Source organism: Desulfatitalea tepidiphila (genome assembly GCF_001293685.1).
Lineage (GTDB): Bacteria > Desulfobacterota > Desulfobacteria > Desulfobacterales > Desulfosarcinaceae > Desulfatitalea > Desulfatitalea tepidiphila.
On the sequence record NZ_BCAG01000003.1, the window covers coordinates 1,003,002 to 1,029,106 of the forward strand.

The 26,105-nt window shown below is 50.1% G+C and carries 22 protein-coding genes, 2 tRNA genes and 1 pseudogene; 17 read left to right on the forward strand and 8 right to left on the reverse strand.

The features are described from left to right. Positions 1 to 64: 64 nt before the first annotated feature. On the forward strand, positions 65 to 1,363 hold the full coding sequence (gene hemL, locus DFT_RS09045) for a glutamate-1-semialdehyde 2,1-aminomutase (RefSeq protein WP_054030878.1): 1,299 nt from the start codon (positions 65 to 67) through the stop codon (positions 1,361 to 1,363). Positions 1,364 to 1,417: 54 nt separating this feature from the next. Here hemL and DFT_RS09050 read toward each other — a convergent pair whose 3' ends face one another. From DFT_RS09050 to DFT_RS09060, 3 genes are all read right to left on the reverse strand, one after another. Beyond that, positions 1,418 to 1,735, reverse strand: a complete 318-nt coding sequence (locus tag DFT_RS09050; protein ID WP_054030879.1) for a hypothetical protein — start codon at positions 1,733 to 1,735, stop codon at positions 1,418 to 1,420. A gap of 32 nt (positions 1,736 to 1,767) precedes the next feature. Then, positions 1,768 to 2,694, reverse strand: a complete 927-nt coding sequence (locus DFT_RS09055; RefSeq protein WP_054030880.1) for a peptidoglycan DD-metalloendopeptidase family protein — start codon at positions 2,692 to 2,694, stop codon at positions 1,768 to 1,770. 486 nt (positions 2,695 to 3,180) lie between these two features. Continuing rightward, the gene (locus DFT_RS09060; protein ID WP_054030881.1) at positions 3,181 to 4,686 is read right to left on the reverse strand and encodes a sigma-54 interaction domain-containing protein; all 1,506 of its coding nucleotides are present in this window, start codon (positions 4,684 to 4,686) and stop codon (positions 3,181 to 3,183) included. A gap of 381 nt (positions 4,687 to 5,067) precedes the next feature. On the opposite strand from DFT_RS09060, the gene mpl reads away from it, so the two are divergent. The 9 genes from mpl to DFT_RS09105 all read left to right on the forward strand — a co-directional run bounded on the left by mpl (position 5,068) and on the right by DFT_RS09105 (position 13,048). Beyond that, positions 5,068 to 6,492: a UDP-N-acetylmuramate:L-alanyl-gamma-D-glutamyl-meso-diaminopimelate ligase gene (gene mpl / locus DFT_RS09065; RefSeq protein ID WP_054030882.1), complete on the forward strand. Its 1,425-nt coding sequence runs from the start codon at positions 5,068 to 5,070 to the stop codon at positions 6,490 to 6,492. 236 nt (positions 6,493 to 6,728) lie between these two features. Next, positions 6,729 to 7,673, forward strand: a complete 945-nt coding sequence (locus DFT_RS09070) for a biotin--[acetyl-CoA-carboxylase] ligase (RefSeq protein ID WP_054030883.1) — start codon at positions 6,729 to 6,731, stop codon at positions 7,671 to 7,673. Positions 7,674 to 7,682: 9 nt separating this feature from the next. Next, positions 7,683 to 8,267, forward strand: a complete 585-nt coding sequence (locus DFT_RS09075) for a biotin transporter BioY (protein ID WP_054030884.1) — start codon at positions 7,683 to 7,685, stop codon at positions 8,265 to 8,267. Positions 8,268 to 8,269: 2 nt separating this feature from the next. Beyond that, entirely contained in the window at positions 8,270 to 9,043 is a 774-nt protein-coding gene (locus DFT_RS09080) for an energy-coupling factor ABC transporter ATP-binding protein (protein ID WP_054030885.1), read from the forward strand. Continuing rightward, on the forward strand, positions 9,031 to 9,786 hold the full coding sequence (locus tag DFT_RS09085) for an energy-coupling factor transporter transmembrane component T family protein (RefSeq protein ID WP_076750468.1): 756 nt from the start codon (positions 9,031 to 9,033) through the stop codon (positions 9,784 to 9,786). The genes DFT_RS09080 and DFT_RS09085 overlap by 13 nt, the downstream gene beginning before the upstream one ends. Before the next feature lie 178 nt (positions 9,787 to 9,964). Then, on the forward strand, positions 9,965 to 11,329 hold the full coding sequence (gene trkA, locus DFT_RS09090; RefSeq protein ID WP_054030887.1) for a Trk system potassium transporter TrkA: 1,365 nt from the start codon (positions 9,965 to 9,967) through the stop codon (positions 11,327 to 11,329). After that, on the forward strand, positions 11,329 to 12,780 hold the full coding sequence (locus DFT_RS09095) for a TrkH family potassium uptake protein (protein ID WP_054030888.1): 1,452 nt from the start codon (positions 11,329 to 11,331) through the stop codon (positions 12,778 to 12,780). Before trkA ends, DFT_RS09095 begins: the two co-directional genes overlap by 1 nt. Before the next feature lie 94 nt (positions 12,781 to 12,874). Then, positions 12,875 to 12,950: transfer RNA gene (locus DFT_RS09100), tRNA-Lys, on the forward strand. 20 nt (positions 12,951 to 12,970) lie between these two features. Then, positions 12,971 to 13,048, forward strand: a tRNA-Glu gene (locus DFT_RS09105). A 75-nt stretch (positions 13,049 to 13,123) separates the two neighbouring features. Here DFT_RS09105 and DFT_RS09110 read toward each other — a convergent pair. From DFT_RS09110 to DFT_RS26960, 4 genes and pseudogenes are all read right to left on the reverse strand, one after another. Further along, the gene (locus DFT_RS09110) at positions 13,124 to 14,179 is read right to left on the reverse strand and encodes a tyrosine-type recombinase/integrase (RefSeq protein ID WP_054030889.1); all 1,056 of its coding nucleotides are present in this window, start codon (positions 14,177 to 14,179) and stop codon (positions 13,124 to 13,126) included. Between the two features lie 40 nt (positions 14,180 to 14,219). Continuing rightward, positions 14,220 to 14,351 (reverse strand): annotated as a pseudogene (locus tag DFT_RS27255) (helix-turn-helix domain-containing protein); the annotation flags it as partial. 219 nt (positions 14,352 to 14,570) lie between these two features. Then, positions 14,571 to 14,867, reverse strand: coding sequence for a hypothetical protein (locus tag DFT_RS09115; protein WP_152971911.1), 297 nt, complete (start codon positions 14,865 to 14,867; stop codon positions 14,571 to 14,573). After that, positions 14,864 to 14,992, reverse strand: coding sequence for a hypothetical protein (locus DFT_RS26960; protein WP_268750671.1), 129 nt, complete (start codon positions 14,990 to 14,992; stop codon positions 14,864 to 14,866). The genes DFT_RS09115 and DFT_RS26960 overlap by 4 nt, the downstream gene beginning before the upstream one ends. Before the next feature lie 133 nt (positions 14,993 to 15,125). Here DFT_RS26960 and DFT_RS09120 point away from each other — a divergent pair, with 133 nt between their 5' ends. The 7 genes from DFT_RS09120 (at position 15,126) to DFT_RS09150 (ending at position 21,419) form a co-directional block, all read left to right on the forward strand. Then, entirely contained in the window at positions 15,126 to 15,881 is a 756-nt protein-coding gene (locus DFT_RS09120) for a hypothetical protein (RefSeq protein ID WP_054030891.1), read from the forward strand. A 215-nt stretch (positions 15,882 to 16,096) separates the two neighbouring features. Further along, positions 16,097 to 16,297, forward strand: coding sequence for a hypothetical protein (locus tag DFT_RS09125; protein ID WP_054030892.1), 201 nt, complete (start codon positions 16,097 to 16,099; stop codon positions 16,295 to 16,297). Further along, positions 16,297 to 17,580 carry a tRNA guanosine transglycosylase family protein gene (locus tag DFT_RS09130; RefSeq protein WP_054030893.1) on the forward strand — a complete coding sequence of 428 codons (1,284 nt, stop codon included), beginning with the start codon at positions 16,297 to 16,299 and terminating at the stop codon, positions 17,578 to 17,580. The genes DFT_RS09125 and DFT_RS09130 overlap by 1 nt, the downstream gene beginning before the upstream one ends. Next, complete coding sequence (locus tag DFT_RS09135; RefSeq protein ID WP_054030894.1) at positions 17,570 to 17,770, forward strand: hypothetical protein; 201 nt, start codon at positions 17,570 to 17,572, stop codon at positions 17,768 to 17,770. The genes DFT_RS09130 and DFT_RS09135 overlap by 11 nt, the downstream gene beginning before the upstream one ends. After that, positions 17,763 to 18,023, forward strand: a complete 261-nt coding sequence (locus DFT_RS09140) for a hypothetical protein (RefSeq protein ID WP_054030895.1) — start codon at positions 17,763 to 17,765, stop codon at positions 18,021 to 18,023. Before DFT_RS09135 ends, DFT_RS09140 begins: the two co-directional genes overlap by 8 nt. A gap of 20 nt (positions 18,024 to 18,043) precedes the next feature. After that, the gene (locus DFT_RS09145) at positions 18,044 to 20,875 is read left to right on the forward strand and encodes a CHC2 zinc finger domain-containing protein (RefSeq protein ID WP_054030896.1); all 2,832 of its coding nucleotides are present in this window, start codon (positions 18,044 to 18,046) and stop codon (positions 20,873 to 20,875) included. 76 nt (positions 20,876 to 20,951) lie between these two features. Further along, positions 20,952 to 21,419 carry a hypothetical protein gene (locus DFT_RS09150; RefSeq protein WP_152971912.1) on the forward strand — a complete coding sequence of 156 codons (468 nt, stop codon included), beginning with the start codon at positions 20,952 to 20,954 and terminating at the stop codon, positions 21,417 to 21,419. Positions 21,420 to 21,919: 500 nt separating this feature from the next. Here DFT_RS09150 and DFT_RS09155 read toward each other — a convergent pair whose 3' ends face one another. Continuing rightward, a complete protein-coding gene (locus DFT_RS09155; RefSeq protein ID WP_054030898.1) occupies positions 21,920 to 25,969 on the reverse strand; it encodes a DUF1848 family protein in 4,050 nt (1,349 codons plus the stop codon). Between the last annotated feature and the right edge of the window lie 136 nt (positions 25,970 to 26,105).

The following is a 26,105-nucleotide window of genomic DNA, read 5'->3' on the forward strand; positions in this document are numbered from 1 at the left end:
AGATGCTTCGAAACCGCGGCAAGATTCCTGGGACTCTTCCAATGGATAAATGAAAGGAACGCCAATGAAGTACACCACCTCACAACGCTTGTTCGACCGGGCAAAGGAACTGATCCCCGGGGGGGTGAACAGCCCGGTCCGTGCCTGTCGTTCCGTGGGTGCCAATCCGCTTTTCATTCGCCGTGCCGAAGGCAGTCGAATATTCGATGTGGATGGCAATGGTTACATTGATTATGTCGGTTCCTGGGGTCCAATGATTCTTGGACATCGTCACCCCGCGGTGATCGAGGCGCTGACTGCTGCCTTGGCCAATGGCACCAGTTATGGTGCTCCGACCGAACTCGAAGTCGAGATGGCTCAGTTGATCATCGATGCCGTACCTTCGGTAGAGATGGTGCGTATGGTCAATTCCGGTACCGAGGCAACCATGAGTGCGATCCGATTGGCCCGCGCTGCCACGGGGCGCGATTTGATCGTCAAGTTCGATGGTTGCTACCATGGCCATGCCGACAGCCTGCTGGTCGAAGCCGGGTCGGGAGTGGCGACCCTGGCCATTGCGGGCAGTCCCGGGGTGCCCGAATCTTTTGTTTCACACACGGTTTCCATCGCTTACAACGATAGCGAGGCGGTCCGACAAGTCATGGCGGCCAAGGGGGATAAGATCGCAGCGGTGATCGTAGAAGCGGTGGCCGGCAATATGGGCCTTGTCCCACCCGTGGAAGGGTTCCTTAAAACACTGCGGCAGGAATGCGACCGAAGTGGGAGTGTGTTGATATTCGACGAGGTGATGACCGGTTTTCGAGTCGCTTATGGTGGCGCCCAAAGCCTGTACGGAATAAAACCCGATCTGACCTGTTTTGGAAAAATTATCGGTGGCGGGTTGCCTGTCGGTGCATACGGCGGGCGACGCGACCTCATGACCCAGATGGCACCGCAGGGCCCGGTGTATCAGGCCGGCACGCTTTCGGGTAACCCGCTTGCCATGGCTGCCGGTATCGCCGGGATGCGAGAGTTGGGCAAACCCGGCTTTTATGAAGCCTTGGGAGAAAAAGCCAGCCGGTTGATTCAAGGGCTGGGGGCAGCCGCCAAAAAATATGACATTGCGGTCTCGATCGCGAACGTTGGATCGATGCTCGGTCTGTTTTTTGTCGATACCCCAGTGAGGAACTTCGAGGATGCCAAGCGGTCAAATTTAGACAGGTTTTCTGCCTACTATCGCATCATGCTGGAGAACGGGATTTACCTGGCACCGTCCCAGTTCGAGGCATTGTTTGTTTCCGCTGCACACGAAGAGAGTGATATCGAGGCGACCCTTCGAGCCGCGGAGGCGGCATTCAAGCGGCTGAGCGATAAGCAGCAATAGCACAGCCGGTTCGCGGCTGAATTCGGGGGAGGGGCGATTTGACGATCGTTTTTATTAAAATCGATACTTACAAAGAATCCAAGGGGCAAGATTCACTTTCAAGGGGTCCGGGGCGAATGCATCCGTATTGAGATCCTCTTTTTCGTACCACAGCCATTGTAGATCGAGATTAATCGCATACCGATCGGATAGTCGAATATCCATATTCTCCTGGGCTGTCAGATCTTCCAGGGAAATGACAAATTCCCTGGCCTGGTTTCCAGGTCCTCTAACATGAATTCGAGCCATTTGAGGGACCGAGTAAAACGACGAACAGCCAACCAGTGCCCATATCAGGCTGAGTGCGATCACGACGGTGAGTCGTTTTTTCATCGGCGTTCTCCATTTTTCTTCAAAGGCCGATATCAATCCAGGATGTAATGCATCGGATTCACGGGGACACCATTCAAGTGGACTTCGTAATGCACGTGGGGGCCGGTGCTGCGGCCGGTGTTTCCCATCAATGCTATGGTCTCTCCGCGCTTAACGCGCTCCCCTTTCTTTTTTAACATTTTGTGCAGGTGGCCATAGCGAGTGAGCATGCCATAACCGTGATCGATCGTGATCATGTTGCCTATCAGCCATTTTTCCTGGGCGTAAGTGATGACACCATCAGCTGGGGCGATGATCGGCGTGTCTTGATGGTTGGCGATGTCAATGCCTTTGTGAAATTCGCGGCGACCGGTAAATGGTGATACGCGATAGCCGAAATCCGAGGATACCCATCCTTTGGCCGGACGCAGCGATGGTGTGGACGCCAGCAGGTTGCGTTTGCTTTTCAGAGACTTGAGCAGGGTTTCAAAACTGTTCTGTTGAACAGCAGACGCTTGATTGACCTGGTTGATGTGGGTATGCATGTCGCGTACGAGACTGTCGTGACCCTCTTTGAGGGGTAAATCGGTGTCCAGATCGTCTGGCATGGAGCCGCCGATGGCAAAAAGGGAGGCCTGATCGGCTTTGTGTTCGAGGTTTGCCAGGATGCGAATCTTGCTTTCGAACTCATTGAGTGAAATGAGGTTGGCTTTCAATTCGTTGATATTTTGAGCAAATGTCTGCAGTTGTTTGCGCTGGCTCTCGATGTCAGCCCTTTGTCGCATGATTTGAGATTGCATCTGCTCTTTTTCGGCAACCGATCGATAGAGCCGGGTATAGTGGTATCCACCCGCAGCGATAGCCGATATGGTGATACACACGGTTGCAACGAGCGCGGCCATGAGGCGTTTGGAAACGACCCTTTCGCGAACAGGGCTGCCTTTGTCGTCGATTACCAGGACTGTGTAATGTTTGCTCATGTGCATATCGTTTGTTGTCTGTCTACTTTTGGTTAATCGCTTTATGTTTTATTGGACATTCACGCCAAAATCTTTATTAAAAATTATATGACTCGATGGAGTGGTGCCGCCCCCATTGGATCTACATTTCATTTTGAACTTGTTGTTAAGCCATTTGCACTTCATCAACGCCCTTCCTGTTTGACCGATTCAGACCCATGCAATAACAATGCCTTCCTCATGAGATGAGCGGGGCAGGCGAATATCCGGCAGGGCAGATAATAGTGTCGTTTTGAAATTTGAAGGCCTGAATCGTTCATAGACACGGCTTCAGACTGACCTGCGGACTTGAATTGGAAAGGCCACACGATAAAGTTTTAGGGTCCAGGCGGGAGTGGGCGGAGCGACCCGCTGTGACGATTTTCGGCAAATGGAATGCCGATGATTGTCAATGCGTTGGCCGGGATGTCATTTTTCCGGGTGGGGTTGGCGGTAATTGGCTATGGATCAGATATCCCTCACATCAAATTTAGAGATCAGACGGGAGAGGTAGGTCCTCTGTATGTCCATCAATTTTGCGGCCTTGCTGCGATTGCCGCTCGTATGTTTCAGGTTGAGGACGATGAATTCCTTTTTGAACTGGTTCAGGGCTTCTTCTAAAGTAAGGCCCACTTGCAGGCCCGGGTAGTTGGTTCGCGTCGAACTGATGGGCAAATCCTCGGGCAGGATCTCTTTGCCATTTCCCATGACCACGGCACGCTCAATGGCATTTCGCAATTCCCGGATGTTACCGGGCCAATCGTAATGAACCATTTTATCCATGGCCGCACTGGATATCTTGAGGTTGGGGGTGACGGTTTCTTCTTTGAAAATGGAAAGAAAATGGTTGGCGAGCAGGGGGATGTCCTCTTTGCGTTCACGCAGGGTCGGCATGTTGATTTGGACGACGTTGAGGCGGTAGTATAAATCTTCGCGGAATTTGCCGTTGGCCACCTCTTCGTCCAGCTTTTTGTTGGTCGCCGAAAGCACCCGCACATCTACGCTGATGGGGATGTTGCCGCCGACTCGATAAAAATTTCCTTCCTGCAGCACCCGAAGCAATTTGGCCTGCATGCCGGGCGTCATTTCACCGATTTCATCCAAGAATATGGTCCCCTCGTGCGCCAGTTCAAATTTACCGATTTTTCGCGCCACAGCGCCGGTGAAGGCCCCTTTTTCATGGCCGAACAACTCATCTTCCAACAAGGTCTCGGGCATGGCTGCGCAGTTGAGTACCACAAGAGGCTTGTCCTTGCGCGGGCCTGCGCGGTGGATGAGGCGGGCCAGCAGCTCTTTGCCGGTGCCGCTTTCACCGAGTATCAAGGCACTGGCCTTGGAGTTGGCAACTTTGAGACCGTCGGCGATGACTTTTTCCAGTGCAGCGCTTTTGCCGACCATTTCATGGCGGACCTGCAGTTCCTGCTTCAGGTCCTGGATCTCCCGCTTGACTTCTTGAAGGTTTTGGGCCTGCCCGAGCGCAAGGGCTGCCAAGGCGGCGAACTCTTCAATCAGTTCGAGATCGTTTTCACCGATGGGCCTACCATCCTCCTTGTCTATGATTTGCATCACGCCAATGATATGGCTATCCCTTTTGAGTGGCACACACGCGATCGACTGGGTTTCAAAACGTATCGATTCGCTGATTTCCTTGAACCAGCGCGGATCGTTACGCACATCGGCGATTAACAGGGGCTTTCCTGTTTCGGCCACATGCCCTGCAATCCCCTGGCCCATCTTGACACGGTACTCTTTGACCTCCCTCTTCTTTTCCCCGGTGGCCACTTGAAAGAAAAGCGTATTGGATTTACGATCCACCAGCAGTAAAGAGGCCGCTTTTGCTTTCAGGACCCGGGCTGCGGATTCAATGATAAGCTCCAATAGCTTGTCCAAATCCTGCACCGAAGAAACCCATGTGGATATTTCTTTCAGGTGGGAGATAAGGGACGCATCACTCGATGAAATTTTTTTGGCCATGGTCGTTTATACCAAAAATTGTTTCGTCCATCCAAAGGTTGTAAGGTCGAACCAGGGAAGACCAGTGTCGGAATATGGCAGCCTGCATTGTTTGAGAAACTTGACGTATCATAACCAAGAAGAGGATGAGTGTCAAATCAAACTCTGGAAATTATATGTAAAATTTCAAAAGTTGATTCACCGCGGGGGCGTCCCAGCCGTCCATGGGAACGGTCGGGTTTTTTAAGGAAGCATGGATGGACTGTATAATAGATATTGATGTCGAATCTGATAGACGACGATATCCCCAGCGCTATTGTTCTTTTAAGGGTTATCCTTTATGAAAGATGAAACGGTGTGCCCAAAAACCTTCAAATCAATTGCCCAAAAAGGATGGCGATAATGCCTTCGCAACCTGCAATCCGTTCGTATGAAACCATCCGTCACATTCATTTAATTGCCGTTTGTGGTACGGCTATGGGAGCCTTGGCCTGCATGCTCAAAGAGATGGGATATGCAGTGACCGGGTCTGACCAGCATGTCTATCCACCTATGAGTGATTTTCTTAGAGCGAAGGACATTGCCATCTTCGAGGGGTTCAGCGGACGGAACCTTGAACAGCGGCCGGACCTGGTCGTGGTGGGCAATGCCGTATCCAGGGAAAACCCGGAAGTGCAGGCCATGTATCAGTTGAATCTGGCCTATTGCTCCATGCCCCAGGCGATCAATCGGTTTGCGGCCGCCGGCAAGAAACAGATCGTCATTACCGGGACACACGGCAAGACCACCACATCGTCCTTTATTGCCTGGCTCCTGCATTGTGCGCGCCTGGACCCATCGTTTCTCATCGGTGGACTGCTTGCTGATTTTCAAAGTAATTATAAGGTGGGCAGCGGTGATTGGATGGTTCTGGAAGGGGATGAATACGACACCGCGTTTTTTGACAAGGGGCCGAAATTTTTGCACTATACACCCGAATTCGCAGTTCTGACCAGCATCGAATTCGATCATGCCGATATCTATTCTGATTTGGATCATGTGAAGCAGGCTTTCGAGGCATTTTTAAAGAGACTCACATCTACGAGCAGCCTTGTGGCTTATGATTCGGATCACAACGTGGCCGAACTGATGCCGGGTACCGCTGCGCAGGTCGTGACATATGGCAACGATCCGAAATCGGCATGGCGCCTGGGGCGCGTGGATATCCAGCCGCCCTATACACTTTTCGAAACCTATCACCATGGAGAACATTTCGCCGACTTCAAGACCCGCATGATCGGCAGGCATAATCTGGGAAATCTTCTTGCTGGTATCGCCATTGGAGAGCGCATGGCCATCGATACCGCGGTCATCTCGCAAGCAGTAGAGAGTTTTAAGGGGGTTCGCCGCCGCCAGGAAGTCCGCGGCGTCAAAAACCACATCGTGGTGATCGATGATTTTGCCCACCACCCCACGGCAGTCATGGCGACCCTAGAGGCCGTTAAATCTTTTTATGGCTCCCGGCGGCTGATGGCCCTTTTCGAACCTCGAACCAACACCAGTCGGCGAAACGTTTTTCAATCGATCTATCCCTCCTGCTTCGATGCGGCCGACCTGATTTGTATCCGGCAGGCGCCGTTGCTCGAAAAAATTCCTGAAGATCAGCGTTTTTCCTCCATGCGCCTGGTCGAAGACATCAAGAAACGGGGTGGGGACGCCCATTTTTTCGAGGATACCGACGGTATCATTTCGTTCGTCGTGAGCAAGGCCCAACCCGGAGATGTCATCCTTGTCATGTCCAACGGCGGCTTCGACAACATCCATCAAAGGTTGCTGGAATCGTTGTAAATCCGCTCGCCAGGACCTGTCGAAGGTGCATTTGCCCGCAAGTCGGATCTGCATCGTCGAGATCACCTCCGGCTGATCATCCGTCATCGATCGGTTCTTTCGCTTGACATTGACACATTTTTACGGTTAACCCACCAATGCTCTAAGGTTAACAACATAGGGGCCCCCTGGTCGCAAGCACGATTCTCGATCAGGGAAGGTTGACAGACGCGTAAATATAAGAAGGACGACTCCAGATGAAAGCAGAAATCCTCGACATGCTCAGTCAATCCGAAGAGCCGGTTTCAGGGGAAAGACTCAGCACCGCGCTTGATGTATCCCGTGTCGCTGTCTGGAAACACATTCGTCAACTTCAAGAATCAGGCTACGATATCCAGGCAAGTCCGAAAGGCTACCGATTGTATTCCGCCCCGGACACCCCATTTCCATGGGCGTTCGGTCCGCTTGCAGAACGGCTTCATTACTACCCGGAAGTGACCTCAACCATGGATAAGGCCATGGAGCTGGCCCAATCCGGGTGCCCTGCCTTTACCGTGGTCGTGGCCGAAAGGCAATCCAAGGGCAGGGGACGCCTGAGCCGAACATGGCAATCCTCCGCAGGCGGCCTCTATTTCACATTGGTATTAAGGCCAGATATATCTCCGGAAAAGAGTCCGCTGTTGAATCTGGCGGCGGCGGTGGATCTGTCCACGGCGATCGAAAATCTTTACGGCATTCATTGCGGGCTTAAGTGGCCCAACGATCTTCTGGTCGATGAGCGCAAACTGGCAGGGATTCTATCGGTCATGTCGGCGGAGTCCGACCGCGTCGAGTTTGTCAATATCGGCATCGGTGTCAATGTTCACAACGATACCCGTAAGGTTCAACCGCCGGCGGTGTCGATTTCGCGCCTTACCAAACTGCGGGTTTCAAGAACGGATATTCTGAAAGCCTTTTGGGAAAGGTTCGAGCGGCGCCTTTGCCAACAGCAATTGGATCGCGTCATTGACGAATGGCGACAGAAAACCATCACCCTGGGCCGATGGGTGAAGGTGCAAACCATTCATGACACCATCGAAGGGCGGGCCGTTGATCTGGAAGAGACGGGTGCTTTGATTTTGGAGACCGATGACGGTCAGCGCAAAACGGTCGTATACGGCGATTGCTTTCATCAAGGTCATGCACGTGGCCAAAACAATTGAGGGGCAGTGATGAACGACGATCTTTCCATTCGCAGGCTGGTCTTTGCGGCCATGATGGCGGCGATGATTTCCGTCGGGGCATATCTGGCAATCCCCATCGGACCGGTCCCCATCGTGTTACAGAACCTGTTCGTGCTGGTCGCCGGACTGTTGCTGGGCAGTCGCTGGGCTGCGATCAGCGTCGGCGTCTATTTGCTGGCGGGTGCATGCGGATTGCCCGTTTTTGCAGGCGGGACAGGTGGTATCGGCCGTCTGATCGGCCCCACCGGAGGATATCTGTTCGGCTTTTTGGGCGCTGCTTATATAGTTGGCCTGATCGCCGAACGTGCCAGTGGACGATTTTTTTTGGAAGTATCGGCAATGGTGGTCGGCTCTTTTGTCATCTATGCTTTTGGGGTGGCCTGGCTCAAACACGTCACCGGTATGACATTGAGCCAAACCCTGGCGGTCGGTTGTTATCCTTTCATCCCTGGCGATGCCATTAAAATGGCCGTGGCGTTGCCCATTGCACGGACGGTCAGGCCGTTGATTCAAGGCTATTCGCCGAACTCTACCGGTCGATGGTTGAGCAAAACGGGAAACACGGACAATTGACGATGAAACCCCCTATCGAGACCTCGCACAACTTCATCGAAATAAAACACCTAACCCATCATTTCGAGGGAGGAACGGGGGGCATCACCGATGTCTCGCTGAACATCCAAAAAGGTCAGTTCCTTTTGATCGCCGGCGCGAACGGCTCCGGCAAGACCACCCTCCTGAGGCACTTGAACGGATTGCTGCTTCCCCAGCAGGGTGAAGTGATCGTCGATGGGGTTTCCGTGCGAAAGGACCTTCTCCGCGCGCGACGTAAAGTTGGAATGGTTTTTCAGGACTCAGAAAGTCAGATTGTCGGGCAGACCGTATATGAAGACGTGGCGTTCGGCCCCGAGAACCTCTGCTGGCCGCGGGAGGCCATCGACCGCTCGGTCAGGCAGGTTTTAAGAGAATTGGATCTATCCGATTTTTGCGATCAGAGCCCTCACCTTTTATCTGGAGGTGAACGGCGGCGCCTGACCATCGCCGGTGTGCTGGCCATGCATCCCGATGTTATCGTTTTGGACGAGCCTTTTGCGAACCTGGATTATCCTGGTGTGCGGCAGGTTCTCACACACTTGCTCAGGCTCCACCAGGACGGACATACCATCGTAGTGGCGGCCCATGATCTCGAAAAAGTCGGCTGTCTGGCGCAGCGCCTCGTGATTATGGTCAAGGGACGCATTGTGGCCGACGGTCCGGTCATGACCGTTTTGCCGCAGGCCGAAAAATTTGATGTTCGACTACCCTGCGCCTTTCGCCTGGGGCAAGCGGTGACCTCATGGCTCAATTGACCGTATTTGGCTATCGTTATTGTGCTGCTCTGATTCATGCCATGGATGCCAGAGTGAAACTGGCGGCCCTGGTGGCCCTGGGTATCGCTTCCCTGCATGCCGGATCGGTGGGCATGATGATCGGGACATGCTTGGCGTTCTTCGTCCTGCTGCAAGTCAGGATACCGATCCGGCAGGCTGTTTTCGAGTTGAGATGGTTTATGGCCCTGGTTTTGATCGTCTGGTTGATTCGTTGCCTCAATACACCTGGACAAGCCATCGTGGCCTGGCACGGCATCGCCCTGACCCTCGAAGGTGCTGTGGCCGGTGCCATGATCGGTTGGCGATGGCTCTTCATCGTTTGTCTTGGCCTCGCTTTGAGCGCCAGCACCAAAACGACGGATATCAGCGCGGCCGTCCAATGGGGATTGAGGCCCTTACTCGGCAAATCGGCAGATAAAATAGGGCTCATGATCGGACTGCTGATGCGTTCCATCGAGATCATTTTGACTCAAGCCAGACAGATCGCCGAAGCGCAACGCGCCAGAGCCATCGACCATCGCAAAAACCCCATCTATAAAATAAAAATGGCCCTCATACCCCTTCTGAGAGGCTCTTTTCTCACCGCGGATCGAATGGCGACGGCCATTTCATCCAGATGTTACGGTGACTCCCGCACACCCCATGCCTGGCATTTCACACGAAACGATACCATTGGGGCGTTGGCAATTCTTTTGATTTGCGCCGCAATGGTATTGGCTTGACGCTGTTTGCCTGGGTGCCTCCCATCGTCCGGCTCGATATTCGATTCCATATGTTTCAATGGGTGCAATGAATTGACACCCATCGGAAAGCTATAGTAAGTTCAGTCGCTACGACAAGTTAAAATCGTCGTGATTCCGGCAAACTGGCTGTTTGTTTGGGCCAAAAGGGAGAAGGGCCTTGAAAGTCTTGATCGTTGGCGCGGGCGAGGTCGGTTATCATATCGCCGGGCGTTTGGCATTGGAGAACAAAGAAGTCGTCGTCATCGACAGAGATGCGGATGCGCTCAGGCGGGTCGCCGAAAACATGGATGTACAGACCATCAATGGCAGCGGCAGCAGTCCCTCCGTTTTGACGGATGCCGGTATTCGCCAGGCTGAAATTCTCCTGGCGGTGACCAACCAGGACGAGACCAATCTGGTGGCCTGCCTGGTCACCGACATTCTCTCCCCCAGTACAAAAAAACTGGCCCGCATCAGGGGTGCGGATTTTGATCCCTACCACGAAATGTTTCGTGAACAAGTGCCCCACATCGACACCGTGATCAATCCGGAAATTGAAGTCGTGAAGACCATCGAACGCCTGATGCGCGTGCCAGGCGCAGTGGATGTGGGGGAGTTCGCCGACGGCCGGATCCAATTCGTTGGAGTGAATTTGGAGGCGAACGCCCGATTGGCCGGCGTGCGGTTGTCCGACCTGCCGAACATCGCAGGCAACCAGCGCTTGCTGATTGCCGCAGTGGTTCGTGAGGATGAGTTGATTATCCCCACCGGACGGGATCGCTTGCTCCCGGGCGACCTGGTTTACTTTATCAGTGAGGGAAAGGACCTGCTGGGGGCCCTCTCGATACTGGACAAACATGCTGAACCCGTCAGACGGGTGATGATCATCGGCGGTGGGCGCATTGGATATCGGTTGGCGGTTCAGTTGGAGGCCCAGTCGATTTACTGCAAAATAATTGAGCGAAACGCCCGGCGTTGCGCCGTGCTGGCCGAACGGCTCAACAAGACCATCGTCCTGCATGGCGATGGATCTGATCAAAACCTGCTCAACGAAGAAAATATCGGTGATATCGATGTCGTCGTCACCCTCACCAACGACGAAGAAACCAATATCCTCTCATCCCTGTTGGCAACGCGTCTGGGGGCACGTAAAGCCATCACCAAAATCAGCAAGTTCAGTTATCTTCCATTGATGACCGCCATTGGCATCGAACAGGTGGTCAGTCCACGGCTGTCGGCAATCAATACCATTCTCCAGCATATTCGACGGGGAAAAGTGCTTTCGGCGGTCGCTTTGAAGGGCGAGCAGGCCGAGGCCCTTGAGGCCGTCGCTTTGGAGACCTCCGATATCGTCGGCAAGCCTTTAAAGAAAATATCCTTTCCCAAAGGCGCCATCGTGGCCGGGATCATCCGTGGGAAGGAAATCATCATTCCGACCGGCGACACGGTCATCGAGCCGAACGACAGAACCATCATTTTTGCGCATCGCAGGGCTATTCCGGGCATTGAAAAGATCCTGGCCGTCAAGTTGGAGTATTTCTAATGCGCTGGCGATACATCGTTTACATCGTCGGCGCCCTGGTCATGTTCCTGGGCTTTACGATGGCCGTCCCGCTCGGCTTTGGTCTGTTCTACGCGGACCAAAGCGTCCGACCGCTGCTCAAGTCCATGGGAATGACCATTTTGGCCGGCGGTATGCTATTCATTTTGTTTCGAAAAGAACGCACCGCCAGTCTCAACCAGCGCGAAGGCATGGCCATTGTCACCGTTGGGTGGACGGCGGTGGGTTTCTTTGGTGCCCTGCCATTTTATTTCGCAGACGGCCACTGGGAACTCGTCGATGCTTTTTTTGAGTCGGTCAGCGGTTTCACCACCACCGGCGCATCCATTCTTGCGAATGTGGAGGCTCTGCCCAAGGGGCTTTTGTTATGGCGCAGCTTTATCCAGTGGCTGGGCGGCATGGGGATCATCGTCCTCTCCATTGCCATTCTACCGTTTCTGGGGGTCGGCGGAATGCAGCTCTACAAAGCGGAAGTACCGAGTCCGGTTCCCGATAAGCTGAAACCCCGGATCCGGGATACCGCCAAGATTCTGTGGAAAGTTTATGCGTTGTTTTCTTTCGTCCAGCTGGTCTTGCTCATGCTGGGCGGAATGACTTTCTTCGATGCGTTGTGCCATGCCTTTACCACCATGCCCACCGGTGGATTTTCCACTAGAAACGCATCGGTCGCCCATTTCGACAGCGCATACCTGGATTTTGTCATCATTATTTTCATGGTGTTGGCCGGCATCAATTTTTCATTGCACTACCAATTACTTCGAGGCAAACCACTTGCCTTTTGGAAGGATCGTGAATGCCGGTTTTTCTTAGCCGCTTTATTGGTGCTCATCGCTGTGGTCAGTTGTGATGTTTTCAGCGCACAGATTTACAATTCCATTGGCGGGGCCTTCCGCTACGCCGCTTTTCAAGTCGTTTCCATTGTGACGACCACCGGGTTCGCGACCGCCGATTATGAGACCTGGCCCGCACTTTCCCAACACATTCTGCTCGCATGCATGTTTCTGGGAGCATCGGCCGGCTCCACTGGTGGCGGTATGAAATGCCTCAGGATCATGCTCTGCTTCAAATATTGTTACAAAGAGCTCTTCAGCCTGGTTCACCCCCGGGCCATCACGACGATCAAACTCGGTGGACAAACGGTGTCCGAGGAGATCATGCGTAGCGTCCTGGGTTTTCTGGCTCTTTATGTTGGCCTGTTCGGTCTGTCGACGATCGTGTTGGCCGGGTTTGGCGTCGACTTCGTCACCGCCTTCGGTGCCGTGGCAGCGGCCATCGGCAATATTGGACCGGGTTTCGGGGCCGTGGGGCCGGTTGAGAATTATGCCCTGATACCCGTCGCAGGAAAATGGTTGCTGATCTGGTGTATGCTGCTCGGTCGCCTGGAAATATACACCGTGCTCATTCTACTCGTTCCTGAGTTTTGGCATAAATAGCCAGGAGCGTGGGTCTTGGTTCAAAAAAATCTACACTTATCGAAAATGGTTGACAAACCCAGAATCAGAGGATAAAAACGCATTTTTCGTGATGGGGCCGTTAACTCAGACGGTAGAGTATCTGCCTTTTAAGCAGAGAGTCGTTGGTTCGAGTCCAACACGGCCCACCATATGACGAACATTAAGTTTCGTCCCCATCGTCTAGCCCGGCCCAGGACACCGGCCTTTCACGCCGGCGACAGGGGTTCGAATCCCCTTGGGGACGCCACTAATAAAAACAGGCACTTAGGAGATAATCCGGGTGCCTGTTCTTATTCTTGCTGAGTGAAAAACTGAGTGAAATTCAAATGCATTTTTGAACATTGGCCAATTCAAGCAAACTTATCGCTTCCTGCGTAGTTGTATAATTTCCCTCAACGTAAATCTCTGTCGTGGATTGCCTGCGGTGGCGCAATACTTGTTGGACTTTTTTCAACCCGACCTTCTGAAGGTCGTTTAGATACTTGGCAACGCTGTGTCGAATATCATGATACCCAAAGGGTTCGACTCCTGCGTTTTCACATAGGGATTTGAGCAATTTTCTGCGGCTAACAAATGGTTTTCCATAGAGCTTGCTTTTGGGGTCCATGTGGCAAAAAACAAATGGGCTGGTAGGGTGGCGATTGGTCCATTGCCATAAGAGCAGCTTTTGAAGGTCGTCATTCATCCAAAGCTTTTCATATACCATCTCGCCTGTGCGGCTTTTCTGGGTGCCCAGGCGCACCCATCGCTCTTCAAAATTAATATCGTCTACCCACGTCCATCGAAAAATCTCACTTTTTCGAGCACCGGTATGCCAATATGCGCCAATCAATACTCGATCATGCCCTTGAGCAATAAGCAGAACCTTCAAAATATCTTGGATAGGGATCAACCTGCGGACCTGTTTTTCATGGCGCTTCATTTTGATGGGGGCTGTAGGGTCGTGCATTACACCATATATTTGTTGTATCCATGAATAAAATGCCTTGATGTTTTTACGATCCTTATTGGCCGAGTTGGCGCTTTTGCTTTTTGCCCGTTCATTTATAAATTCAAGGATCATCGGCGGACTAATGTCGATTACGCTCACATCTCCGACAAACTTGTAAAATCGTTCCAGGCAATACCGCTTCTCGTCAAAGGTTTTAATGCCGAAGTTGATCTTGCAATCGGCAAGGTATTTCTGGGCGAGGCTCCATACGCCAAGATCTCTATCTTGGGAAGAATACCGTTTCTGGTTCTCCTTGACCCGCTCCTTTTCGTCCTTTACCCACTGACGAGCCTCGTCTTTGTATTTGAAGAACCCCTGCGCCCGGATTCTTTCCCCGTTCAGCATGAACTCCGCCCGGTAACCCCATTTGGTTTTCCAGATGCTCATACAATGCCCTCCGTGTGGTCCGCCATGAACCTCCGATCTTGCTTGCCGGCAGGACCCCTCGTCTCATCAAATCCCTAACCGTATCGACCTTGAGGGACAGCTCCGCGGCGACCTGATCTGGTGTCAGTATAGCGTTTGGCCACTGACTGTCAACGTTCGCTTTGTACTCCATTGTTACCCCGTTTCCGGGTCCAGGAGTAACATAATATTTTGATTATATTATATAATCGTAATTAAATCGGTGTTGCGGGTAATTGGGGTGGGTTGGCCGGTGCACTGTGGCGGTGGCCGTAACATGATCGGGGTTCGGGACCCTGTTGCATTGAAATTTTGGTTAAGAAGAGGTCCGGGTCTACAATACCCGAACCTCTTTATTACCTGTAGCTACGAATCAGTAAATCAAAGCAGGCCAATATGGGTATGTTGAATCGTAGTCGACGAAGACCTTGATATTGGCCTTTGCAAACATTTCGCAAAACTTTATAGCTATGTCGGCCGATAGATTCGCGTTCGTGTCATCCCAGAAACCAATATGGACATATGCTGCTTGGTCCTCAGGCAACCTGATAAACCAATGCTCACTAAAAACCAACTCTTTGTCATCCTTCTCATCGTATACATTGACGATGTTCATTTCCATATTCTTTGCCAAGTCACTGATTATAAACCTGATACCTTCATTATTCATGCACATTTTTTTCCTCTCCTTTTTGCCTTTTTTAAAACTGCTTTGCGACTGATACTGATTGGCTCCTCAACTTTTTCGAAGCCAAACTTGATTCGGAACAGCCTTTTTTTTTCTTCGTCCATCACTTGCTCACCACCTTTCATGGCCGGCTACGGGCCTTGATCGCTTTCTATGTTTTTTATATGTATTTTATTGGCAATTGATGAAGATTTAGGACATAATGAACTCTAACATATTGTAATATAGAGGTATAATATAATGAGTCTAAATTTTATCGATAAACTGACGCAAGATATTGAAAATAAAGAAAATAACAGTAGGCTGGCCTTGGAGTTGGCCTGCATAAGCCAATTGGTCTATCAAAGCGGGATCCAGCAACAGCAGATCGTCACTTTGCGCGTGCTCGATGTGGTTGCACCGGACGGCACCATTAAGAACGCTATAAAAGCAAAAAAGGCCGCCCGCGATGATACAGGTATTCTGCTCACAGACGATGCAAAACATACCCTAAAAACCTACCTGGAGGCCATGAAGAGCAAGTATCCGGATTTGTTTAAAAAAAGAAAACCGCTTTTCCCTTCCTATGGGAATGTAAGAACCCTCCGGCGTCATTGGAAAAAATTCGGTGTGAGTTATGAGGAGATCCGTCAGAATGGAATGAAGGCCCCCCACATCAATAGGAAACGTTCAGGTTTGCCTGTGGGTAAAATCTATAATGAAGGCGGAAGGCTCTTTGACATCACCCCCAGACAATACTATGCGGTTGTCGCCGATAGGAAAATGCCATCGGGTCAGCAGGTCAATAATGGTAGGCAGATGTACAAGCTCTTGGCCCTTCTTGAGGCGGCCGAGAGAATTGATAAAAATGATCCGACGGCCAAAGCTGAGGCTGCAAGATTGTTGGCTGAGGCAGAACAGGCCCTTGAAAAGATAAAAAGCGTCGAGATGCGCAATAGATACAATGCCATCATTGATAATATAAAGGAAAAAGTAGGTCCCCTCCTAAACCCATAAAATTTATTAACTAATAATTATTTATTTATTTCAATATGTTATTTTATTTTTGTCCCTAATCTTCATGCCCAACCAATAAAAGACACATCATTAAAAAGAGAGAGTCGTCAGACCGACACACTTACCCAGTTACGCAAACCCACCATGTTACAAAAGGCAAAATACCTGAAATAATTACCTTATTCTGAGCGATCTCTCTCCGAAAGGAGAGATTCATGAACAGAAGAGGTAAGCCATGTCCTACCCCCAAAATTTTAAATGAAATTAATGCAATTGGCGCGGATATCGTTGAGGCTGCCCGCGATGAGGGCCTTACAACGAAACATCTGGCCGAGCTCATCCACAGCAAGACCCGCGAGCTTGCAAAGGTATTTCATCAGCTCAGCCGCCCTGATTCTGGAAATGGGGATGACTGATGATGGGAAAGCTCGTCAATTTCTGCGCCGGGGCTGATAAGAATAAACGCCCCGTACAAGCCAACAACTATTTACTGAATGCAGCGGAGTACGGTTCCAGCGGCCGCCGAATCGAAAAGGCAAAGTCTCTTGTACAGGCTGCCCAACCCCAATGTTTCATGCTTGATTCAGGGGGCTACCCGTTACTCAATGCCGAACAAAAAGGATGGAAGATCACCCATGATCAAGACCGGCCACTGATCTATCGAAAAGGGGAGATCAACCTCACCCCCAAGCACGTCATGGAGTGCGCGTCCATATTAAAACCAGATATCGTGTTCGCTCTCGACTTTCCTGTAGGCAAGTTCAAAACGGACGATGAGCGAGGCCGAGAGTTTAGCAGAAAGCTTCCGGTCAACGACCAGTGGGCGCACGAGTCGGCCGAGTGGCACAGAAGGTTATGTCCGGAAGCAAAGCTGTTTCAACCCGTGCAAGCCTACCGTATCAATCACCTCGATACCTTTTTTAAGCGCGCAACAAACGTTCGATTTGATGGCGTCGCTATGCCGGTCAGGAAAGCGAAGCTTCATGAAATCGCCCTGTTCATGACCAGTTTCTTTCAGCGCGGCTTCAACCAGGTGCACCTGCTGGGAACGGCAAGCTTTTTACAGATCGCTATGTTCGCTTTTTTTGCGGGCAGCCTGTTCGATTGGGTGTCGTTAGACGCCACAAGCTGGAACTCGGCTGCAATTCGTGGCGGCTTCCTGAGCCAAAAAAACCTTTCGCGCATAGACCTGCGACCGAACAGGAAGCTCGATCCTGGTGTTTACAACGACTGTCCTTGCCCATTTTGTTCAGGTCAAAGCTTTACTGAAATCCAGGGTATGCCCAAAAAGCAAAAGTTCGAGTTGCTCCGCCAGCACAATTGGTGGGCCATTGACAGGGTTGTCACCGACCTTGAAAAGAACAGCTCCAATTTGCAGCAGCTCGAAAGGTTTCTGAAGAATCGGAACGCCAACTCCGTCGAAATCGACAATCTGATCAACACGCTCGCTTTGGTCGATTGCCTAAAAAACGACGATATCGAGGTGCTTGCGACTATACTGGGCCCCATTTCAAAAAGATGGAAATCAACTGAACGTTCACGGAACCCAACCAACCCAATTTTGGCCCCCCGGAAGCAAACTAAATTGTCCCCGGATGAAAACCAGACTTGTTCGTCTGGGCACTTTTCTTCCGATCCTTGGTCGGAATTAGAACAAAATAAAAAAATAAAACAGGAGGATAAGCAACATGTCGAATGAAGAAAAAGTCTCATTAACCATCAGCATCACTAAAGAGTATCGCGACCGGCTGCGCACCATGGCCGCCGAGCAGAATCTGAAAGACCCGGATCTGCTCACCTCGGCATCGACCATCGCCCGGCAGATCATCTGCGATTACCTGGATCGGGTCGCAGAAAATACCCCAAAGGAGGACCAGAAAAATGGATAACGACCAAAGATATTTCATCATGATCTCGATACCGATGCCCTGCGCATACGCGTTGAGCAAACAGGTCAGGGATCACAACCAGAGGCAACCGAACCAAAACGTATCGATCGAAAAGCTCGCTGAAGAGGCGGTTTGCGATTACGTGGATCGGATCGAACAGATGGAGGCAGCGCTACAACCGGCCGGCGCAAAGTCTCCATCGGAGCCCGAAAAAAACCCTCCGACGGCTTGTAAAGCCGAAGTGGGAAAGTAACATCGGTTGAGGAACCATTCATGTCCTACTACGGTGAACTCAAATCGAAGAACGATATTATGAACATTGCCACGGCCCACGGATTTGCCGGAACCAAAGCGGGCAAGGCATGGCAAGGGGAGTGCCCCAAGCACCCCAGCGCAAGCGGTAAATGCCTGGTCATCTGGCCGGGCATCCAGGGATTTAAATGCTATCATTGCGGGGAAAGCGGCGATGTCATCGATCTGGTCATCTTATATAAAGGATGCGACCACATCACGGCCGTCAACTATCTGGCCGACCGGGTCGGTATGCCTCACTTGTCTGGGAATACCCAGCTGTCGCCCGAAGAGCAGGCCCGCATTCAAGCAGAAGCCCAAGAGGAATCGCTGGTCTATGACATGCTGACCGAGGCGGCCGACTGGTATCATCGGCAGCTGCGGAACCATCAAAGCATCGTTGATCATCTGTTAAATCATTACGGCTTTTCCAAGGAGATCATAGATGAGCTGAAAATCGGGTTTGCGCCACCAGGCACCAGTCATCCGAAAATCACCTCGGATCTTGCACATCATCTGGAAAGCATTGCCCGGTTCAACGGACAGCTGGCCCTGTCGGGGTTGCTCTCATCCAAGGATCCCCAAGGGCCGTATTTCGACTTCTTCAAGGGTCGGATCGTGTTTCCCTTTTGGAGAAACGGCAAGGTGGTCAACATGATCGCCCGGGCCACAGCGATGACCCCTGTCGACCGCTTCGAATGCTATGCCGACAAAGGCGGTAATCTCAAACCCGATGAGAAGGGCAATCCGGAATACATCAAGTACAAGAAGTTGCGAGTGCACATCTCCCGGTTCATCGGCACCGAAACCTTCATGGGGCTGGACTCCATTCGCGGCGCACGTGAAGTGGTGATCACCGAGGGGGCGCCCGATTGGGTCAGTGCGGTCGATCATGGTTTTGCGGCCATATCCCCGGTGACTACGAACTTTCGTGAAGAGGACATGGATAAGCTCGCCCAAGTCACTGCCCGTGCCGATACCATCTACCTCATCAACGACAACGAAGATAATGCGGCGGGACAGAAAGGCGCCCTGAAAACTGGAAAATACCTCACTGCTCAAGGCCGGAAGGTTTTCTTGGTCGAGTTGCCCAAGCCAGAGGGTGAATCGAAGATCGATCTGAACGAATACCTTGTGGATCACAACGCCGATGACCTGCGCGGTTTGATGGCGTCGGCCAAATCGATCCCCGACGTCCTGATCGATGGTCTGCCGGAAGATTATGTCAAAGCGCAACCCGTGATGAAAACAGAGCTGTTACCCCTTCTTCTTGGAATGGATGACGGCATTCGGGAACACTATCTGGATCGAATCCGTAAAAAGGTCACCACCTCGAAAGCGGCCCTCACCGCAGATCTTGATGAGGTCAAACGGATTGCTGATGCCCAGGCAAAGGAGTCGGACCAGCCAGTCATTGATCCGGCCCTTCAAACAGCGGCAGAGGCCATCGCTAAAGATCCCGCCTTGATTCGCAAACGCATTGATGCCGTCAATCGATCCGGGGTCGTGGGCGAGCGAAACGTCATTGCCATGTATTTTGCTGCACTCGACTCCCGTCTTTTGCCAGAGGACACGGCCAGCCCCAACGCCCTTGCCATCAAAAATACCGGGCATCACGGTTCGGGCAAATCCTTTACGATGAAAAAATGCCTGGAGCTGTCTCCCGAAGAGGCCTATCACCTGATTACCAGCGGCAGCGCCAAGAGTCTTTATTACCTGCCAAAAGGGTTGAAACACAAATGCCTGATCGTGGCCGAGGCCTTCCAGTTCCAGGCCAACAACGCGGGAGACAGCGAATTTGTATACGTGGTGCGCAGTCTGCTCAGCGAAGGTTGCGTCTCGTATCAGGTGCCTCAAAAGGATGAAGACGGCAAATTCATTACCGTTGAAAAACGCCTGGACGGGCCGACCAGCTTCATCACCACCACGATCATCGACAAGTTAGAGCCCCAGCTCGAAGACCGCCTGTTTACGATCCATCCCGATGAGTCCATGGGACAGACCCGGTCGATCATGACCATGACGGCCAGAATAAAGGAAGGCAGCTTCGAAGGCATCGACGAACAAGCCATCGATGCATGGAAGCATTTTCACGCCCTGCTCAAACCGGTCGAGGTCGTCATCCCCTATGCCGGCCGTATATCGGATTATCTTCAGCGGGGAGAAAGATTGCCCATTGCCACACGGCGGGCCTTTAACCGGGTCATGGCCATCATTCAGACAGTGGCCTGCGCCTATCAGTTCCAGCGTTCCAAAGATTCCAAGAGCCGTTTGATTGCCGAGATGTGCGATTACTGGATGGCCTTGCAGATCGTCAGAGAGGCCTTTAAAGAGACGCTCGGGCATCAGGGCAAAGCAGCGATCGAACGGATCAATTTCATCCGGGAAAACGCTCCTGTGCAATACGGCACGTTAACATCGCAATGGGGGGTGTCCAAGTCTGCCTTGACCGGTTGGGTGCGCGGCAAGTTGTACGACAACATCCTGTCATGGTGTGATGAGGACGGGGTGGAATTTATCGATGATGCGGCGCTGAAAAAGGCCAAGCATTCGGGCAAGGCCTATCTGAAGATCAACGATGACTTCCAGGTGGACGATGTGACCGGCCTGCCAACACCGTTTGAGTTAACCGCAGATCCGGATTGGAATGAGGGCGGAAAATTCTACCAGTTGTTCGACCTTGCCTTGGATCGAAGGCCGGCCATTGAAAACGTTACCGTCGATGATGAGGGTGCTGTTGAAAATACGATGGACGATGCGATCGAGGGGCCCGTAGAAGTATTTAGCTTTGACGATATTGGTATTAGCAATTGAAATTCTTTATATTTTAAAACAGGGGAGCGCCATCAAATTGGCCTCCCCAATTCACTTTTAGGAGGGATTAAAGCAAATGGAATGGACAACAGTAAATTTCGGAAAGCACAAGGGGCTAACGATGCCCCAAATGATTTTCAAAGACGCGGACTGGTTTTTCTATGCGTACGAGAAGGGGTTCTTCAAGGGGGAACATGCCAGACAGGCTTACGAGCTCTACCGGCGGGCGCGGTCGATTAAGGTGCCGCCAAGAAATGGTCAGACGATGCTGGTCGAGTATGTTATTCACCATGATTTTCGAAAAGGAACCGATAAGTTTGGCACCATGAGGCTGATTGCCGATGGGCCGGGACTTGAACGATTAAATGTCTCATCGGTAATCGATTTCTATATCCCAAGATCATATGCTTCGTACGATAAGACCGGCAACAAGAATTTTGTGGCGGCCCTCAAAGCGATCCTGTTCGGCAACCCATCGAAGCGGATGAAGCGGAAGGCCTGCGAGGACTTTTTCAACGATGATGATAATTTTGATTTGCCCTGATGCGTGGGATGAGGAACCGCTGATGGTGGGTCGGTTTAACCGGTGAGAATCACGCCAGACAGGTGTTTATAGGTGTTTTGAGGTGTTTAGGTGGGGGGTAAACACCTGCCTGGTGATGAAAAGGCACGAAACATGGCGTTTTTTACATTTAAGGTGGTAGAGGTGTTAAGGTGTTTACCTATATTCCAGGAAATTGGGTTTCGGATTTTTTTTGAAGGGGATGTGGCGCCGGAGTGAACTTTTGGCCGTTACCGACTGTTTGGTTCAATCGACAAAACAGGGTAAACACCTAAACACCTTGGGTCATGGTGCTGTAACCTTTTGATTATCAATGGATTGCAGCCACTCAAGGTGTTTACCATGGTGTTAAACACCCATAAACACCTTGGTTTGCCTGGTTTTGATGGGAAGTCCGGTGGCCGCTGTGAAAAAGCACCCGTTTTCAGATTCCGCGACTTTAAAATTGAACCCCCATCAGGAAAGTCGGTTTCATCAATAATCTAAACATCCAATCTCGCGATGGGATCATTTAAAAACTTGTCGATTCTCCCCTTAACTTCATCTAAAAGCGGACCAGCTTCGGCGGATATATGGTCCAAATACCCTCTCCATCTATCAACTTCCTCGACCACTGCAGTAAAATTGCGGGATTTTACAAAAGTACTGATCAATTGAAAAACGTCTTTAGCAGGCTTTTTGCCCCCCCATATCAATTCATGCTGACCAGGTTGAATGCCGGTTTCATCCACAGAGTATATTTTGCCAGTTGATTTTTGCAGAATCAGATTTCGGCTGGCAGTGTCTCTAATTCCAAAAACCCATCTGAAACAGTAATTGACCATGACTGCAGTCCACATTTCCATATTTTCATCATTAATTTCGGTGAGATATTTGAAAGGATTGGGCACGATGTCATTCGAATCATAATTGAGCAAGATAAACGGGTGTGGTTCAATTTCAGTTTTCACAATCTCAACATCAGCTAAATCTGCCTTTCCTATTTCTTCGCATTCAAGAAATATTAAATCAGGGCCATATTCCTTTACTTCACATTGAATGGGATGCAAATATTTGGATTCCAATTTTCTTTTGACCTCGTTACAGATCACATGATCCAGTGCGCCTTTAGCATTTTTAAACGGCCCTTTCATGAATTTCCGGCTTCCATCCTTGAACTCGACAATGAAGGCATAGGGTTTTTTCTGGGAGGTCCTCGATTGTGTGAGAACGGCCTTCGCGTAATCGAACGGTAACTGAATTAAAAATGAGCTTTGACGATTTTTAACAACCTCGATGATCTTTTTTGGAGTCTCAATCCCCATTTTTTCTGCCTGTAGGTATGCTTGTTCACCCTCTGTTTGCCAACTATTTTCAAATCTCTCATTTGCCACATATGCGGCCACTTCGAAAAAATGCTTTAACCCACGACCCATTCTTTTCCCTGTCGTGGTATGCCTGTCATAAGCATAATCGGGTATTTGTTCCTCTATTATCGGAGCTGATAAATGTTGATGAAAGCTGGTTTTATATTCCCCGTGGGTGTAATTGATATCTCGGCACAGCATAACAACACTTCCGACTAACATTAACCGCTCACCACTTCTGACATGCTCCTTGACCCACCCTGAGATTAAATCTGAATTTTGACTCTTACTTCGCTCTTCGATCAAACTTATAATTTCTTTTTCATGCCCCATAAATGTATCAACAACTGTTGCGTAGTACACTGCCTGTCTTTCATCTTTCCTATTCAAGGCATCAACAAAACATTGGAGATACTCAGACACATTTTTACTAAAAGTTTCATTATGATAGATGTCATATAGAGTGATGAAAGATAGCATGGGGAGCAGTCTGCTTTTACAACTGATAACCTGAGCAGTCACCACTTGATCTATAATATCGAAGAGTTGCTGATCATTTTTGGCATCTTGCTTTTTGATATTTTTCTGTATTCGCAAGTTTTCAAAAGTATCGTAGCGCTCGCTTACGTATTCAACCATCGTTGGGTCCGCCAATCCAATATCCTCAGCGGAAATCATAAACAATCGATTCCAGAGCCAACCCGGCATACCTAATTCCAACATTTGTTTGGCATAATATCGAGCCAGATTAATTTCACATCGCCGAATAGCTTTTTGTACGACACTGACATAGACATAACCATCTTTCCAATTTTTCTTTTTTTCCCAGGCGTAGCAATAGAGACAACAGTTTTTACAGGTACCTTGACTACCAACATCATAACTCGGAATGCAGCGACACAGAGTCCTTTGCCCCGCATCGCTCAACCCTTTAATTTTATCGAGAAATGAAAGCAGATCCGCATTGGTGCTGGTACTGCGGATCAGATCATCATCAACGCATTTGTTTTGTATTATTCTATAATCTGCGCTTAGTGCCGAAGAGCCTTCAGCACATGTGGCTAACTGGATGCCGTGTTGATTTGCCATTTGGACAATCGCATTGCAGATAAAAAGCTTGTCTTCCTGGGAAAATTCTTGAGTATTGATTCCAGCCTTTTTTAACTTGGTTTTGGCCTCATACTTTTCAGGATCCAGAAAACTGATCACCAATTTTTCAGTGTATCCAGCAACGTTTTGCATTATGGCGGCTACTTTATCGACAAGGTCTTGCCTGCTGATTTTATCCGCCAAAATCAACGGATCAAATCGCCAGACAACTCTTTGCTTTCCGATTAAACAAGATAGCGAGCGGAATGTTGCGATTCTTTGCGCAAGCGGCGGGATATGAGGCTCGAGTTTGAGTGCATCATAATCATTAAGGGTATAATTGAAATAATACTCGATACCCATCCGATCTATTTCATTGAGATGCTGCAGCAATGGTTCAGGGTTTTTAGTCCAGAAGACAATAAATCGGGTTTTTTCGAATGAAACCGTATAATCCCTGCCCATGTGTTTAAACGAGACATGCCCCTGGCGTAGGGCGTTCATAAAATCATCGCTGAAATAGTTTGGGATGTCTGATCTTCTGGTGGCTGAGATTATGTATGGTGCATCGACCTCCGTTTCCCCTCCTTCTGCATCAGTGATTATTGCCTTTTCCCAGGGAATTTTGACCTTTTCGCCGGCTGTTTTCATTTTTTTCAGAACATCACTCTTCCACTTGATGAGTGCATTGCTCTCAAATGTGCCTTTGATTTTATTGAGGACGGGTGGCAGTTGATTGTGCTCAATCTTAATGATCTCATTTTTCAAATGTAAATCGGCCCCTTTTTTCATTTCGGTCAGATGATTCATCGTGCCGAGCCAGATATTTTCCGTAATAAAGGGCTGGACATCATTGACCAGGGCCTCGATGTTCGGGGTATCGAGCATCGGCTCTATGCTCACTGATGTGCGAAAACCATGGTCAAAGGCATATTGTAAACTCTCCTTGCGTTCCTGGTAGCGCGGGGCGTTTGGCTCCCAGAATTGAAGGATTCGGTCATCCATGGCACCAATGGTAAATCTGAGCAGGATTTTGTCTTTGAAAAACTCGCAAGCGCTGCAGATCCTTTTGATGCAGTCCAACCGTGGTTTCGTGACGATCAACACTTCGTTTCCGGCCCGCAAAAGCTTTCCCAATACTGTAAGGTAGGCATCGAGATTGGTGGGTGTGATATCGTGTGTGGACGGAAATCCAACCAAACCATCATGCAATTTCCGTGGTTGATCGACATCATCTTGACGAATACGCATTTGTGGCCATTGGCCGTCTGCAATTTGACGACGCCGGAGAGCAGCAGCTTTCGCATAACAGTAAATGCAGTCGTTTTCACAACCGGTGCAGATATTGACATTATTCCCGGATTTGGTCCAATCTTGAAACCGACCCTTGCCTTCAATCTGTACGTCTGTCTTTTCCTCGATAACCTTGCCCAAGCTGTCTAACGTCTTGCTGTGGGCGCGAATCTGAACTTGGCTGTTTTCAACTTTTTTTTGCACTCTATTATAAAGTTGCACAAGCTCTTTGGGTTCACGTGTTCGAAGATCCGCAATGGGTGGTATGGTCGTCAAATCGATTTCATGAGGCGAATATTGCTCATCGATGTATTTTTTAAAGTCCCGAACCGACAAGTTATTTTCAATTGCTGCCTGGGCAAGTTGTTCTTTTTGCTGAAAGGCGGATTGAATCGTTGCATCGAAATCTTCGGCTGCTACCGATTTGAGTTTGGGGACATGGAGCAGTTGCAACTTGTGACTGTGACCGAGGATTCCAAACGTTTGTAATCCCTGCTGTGCACATATCGCTTCATGAGCTGCCAGGTTCACAGCATTGTAAAACCATCCAATCGAAGGAGTCCCATCATCCCCGGCGCTGGGTTGTGCTTTGATTTTTTCAATGAGCGCCTTTAAATTTGGCGGTTGATCTTTGGTCTTGTTTTTAGCAAGTGCTGCTCGATGGTCGCCCTCATAAAAGGTATCGATGATGTATTGACCGGCCTCAATCATTGCATCGTGGAAATGAGTCCGAAATATAGTTTTCAGGTGTTCAAAGGCTTCCGAAACGATGCTTTCATCATCAGTTCTCAATCGATCTAACATTTGATACCCCCTGTCTTAGATGATTTTCACTATTCAAAATCATTTGTTTGTGGTTTTGCAAAGATGATACCAGCAGAAATAGTTGATGTATTACCTGAATTTTGCACGCATACGGCCGTAACGGCTCATGCCCGCT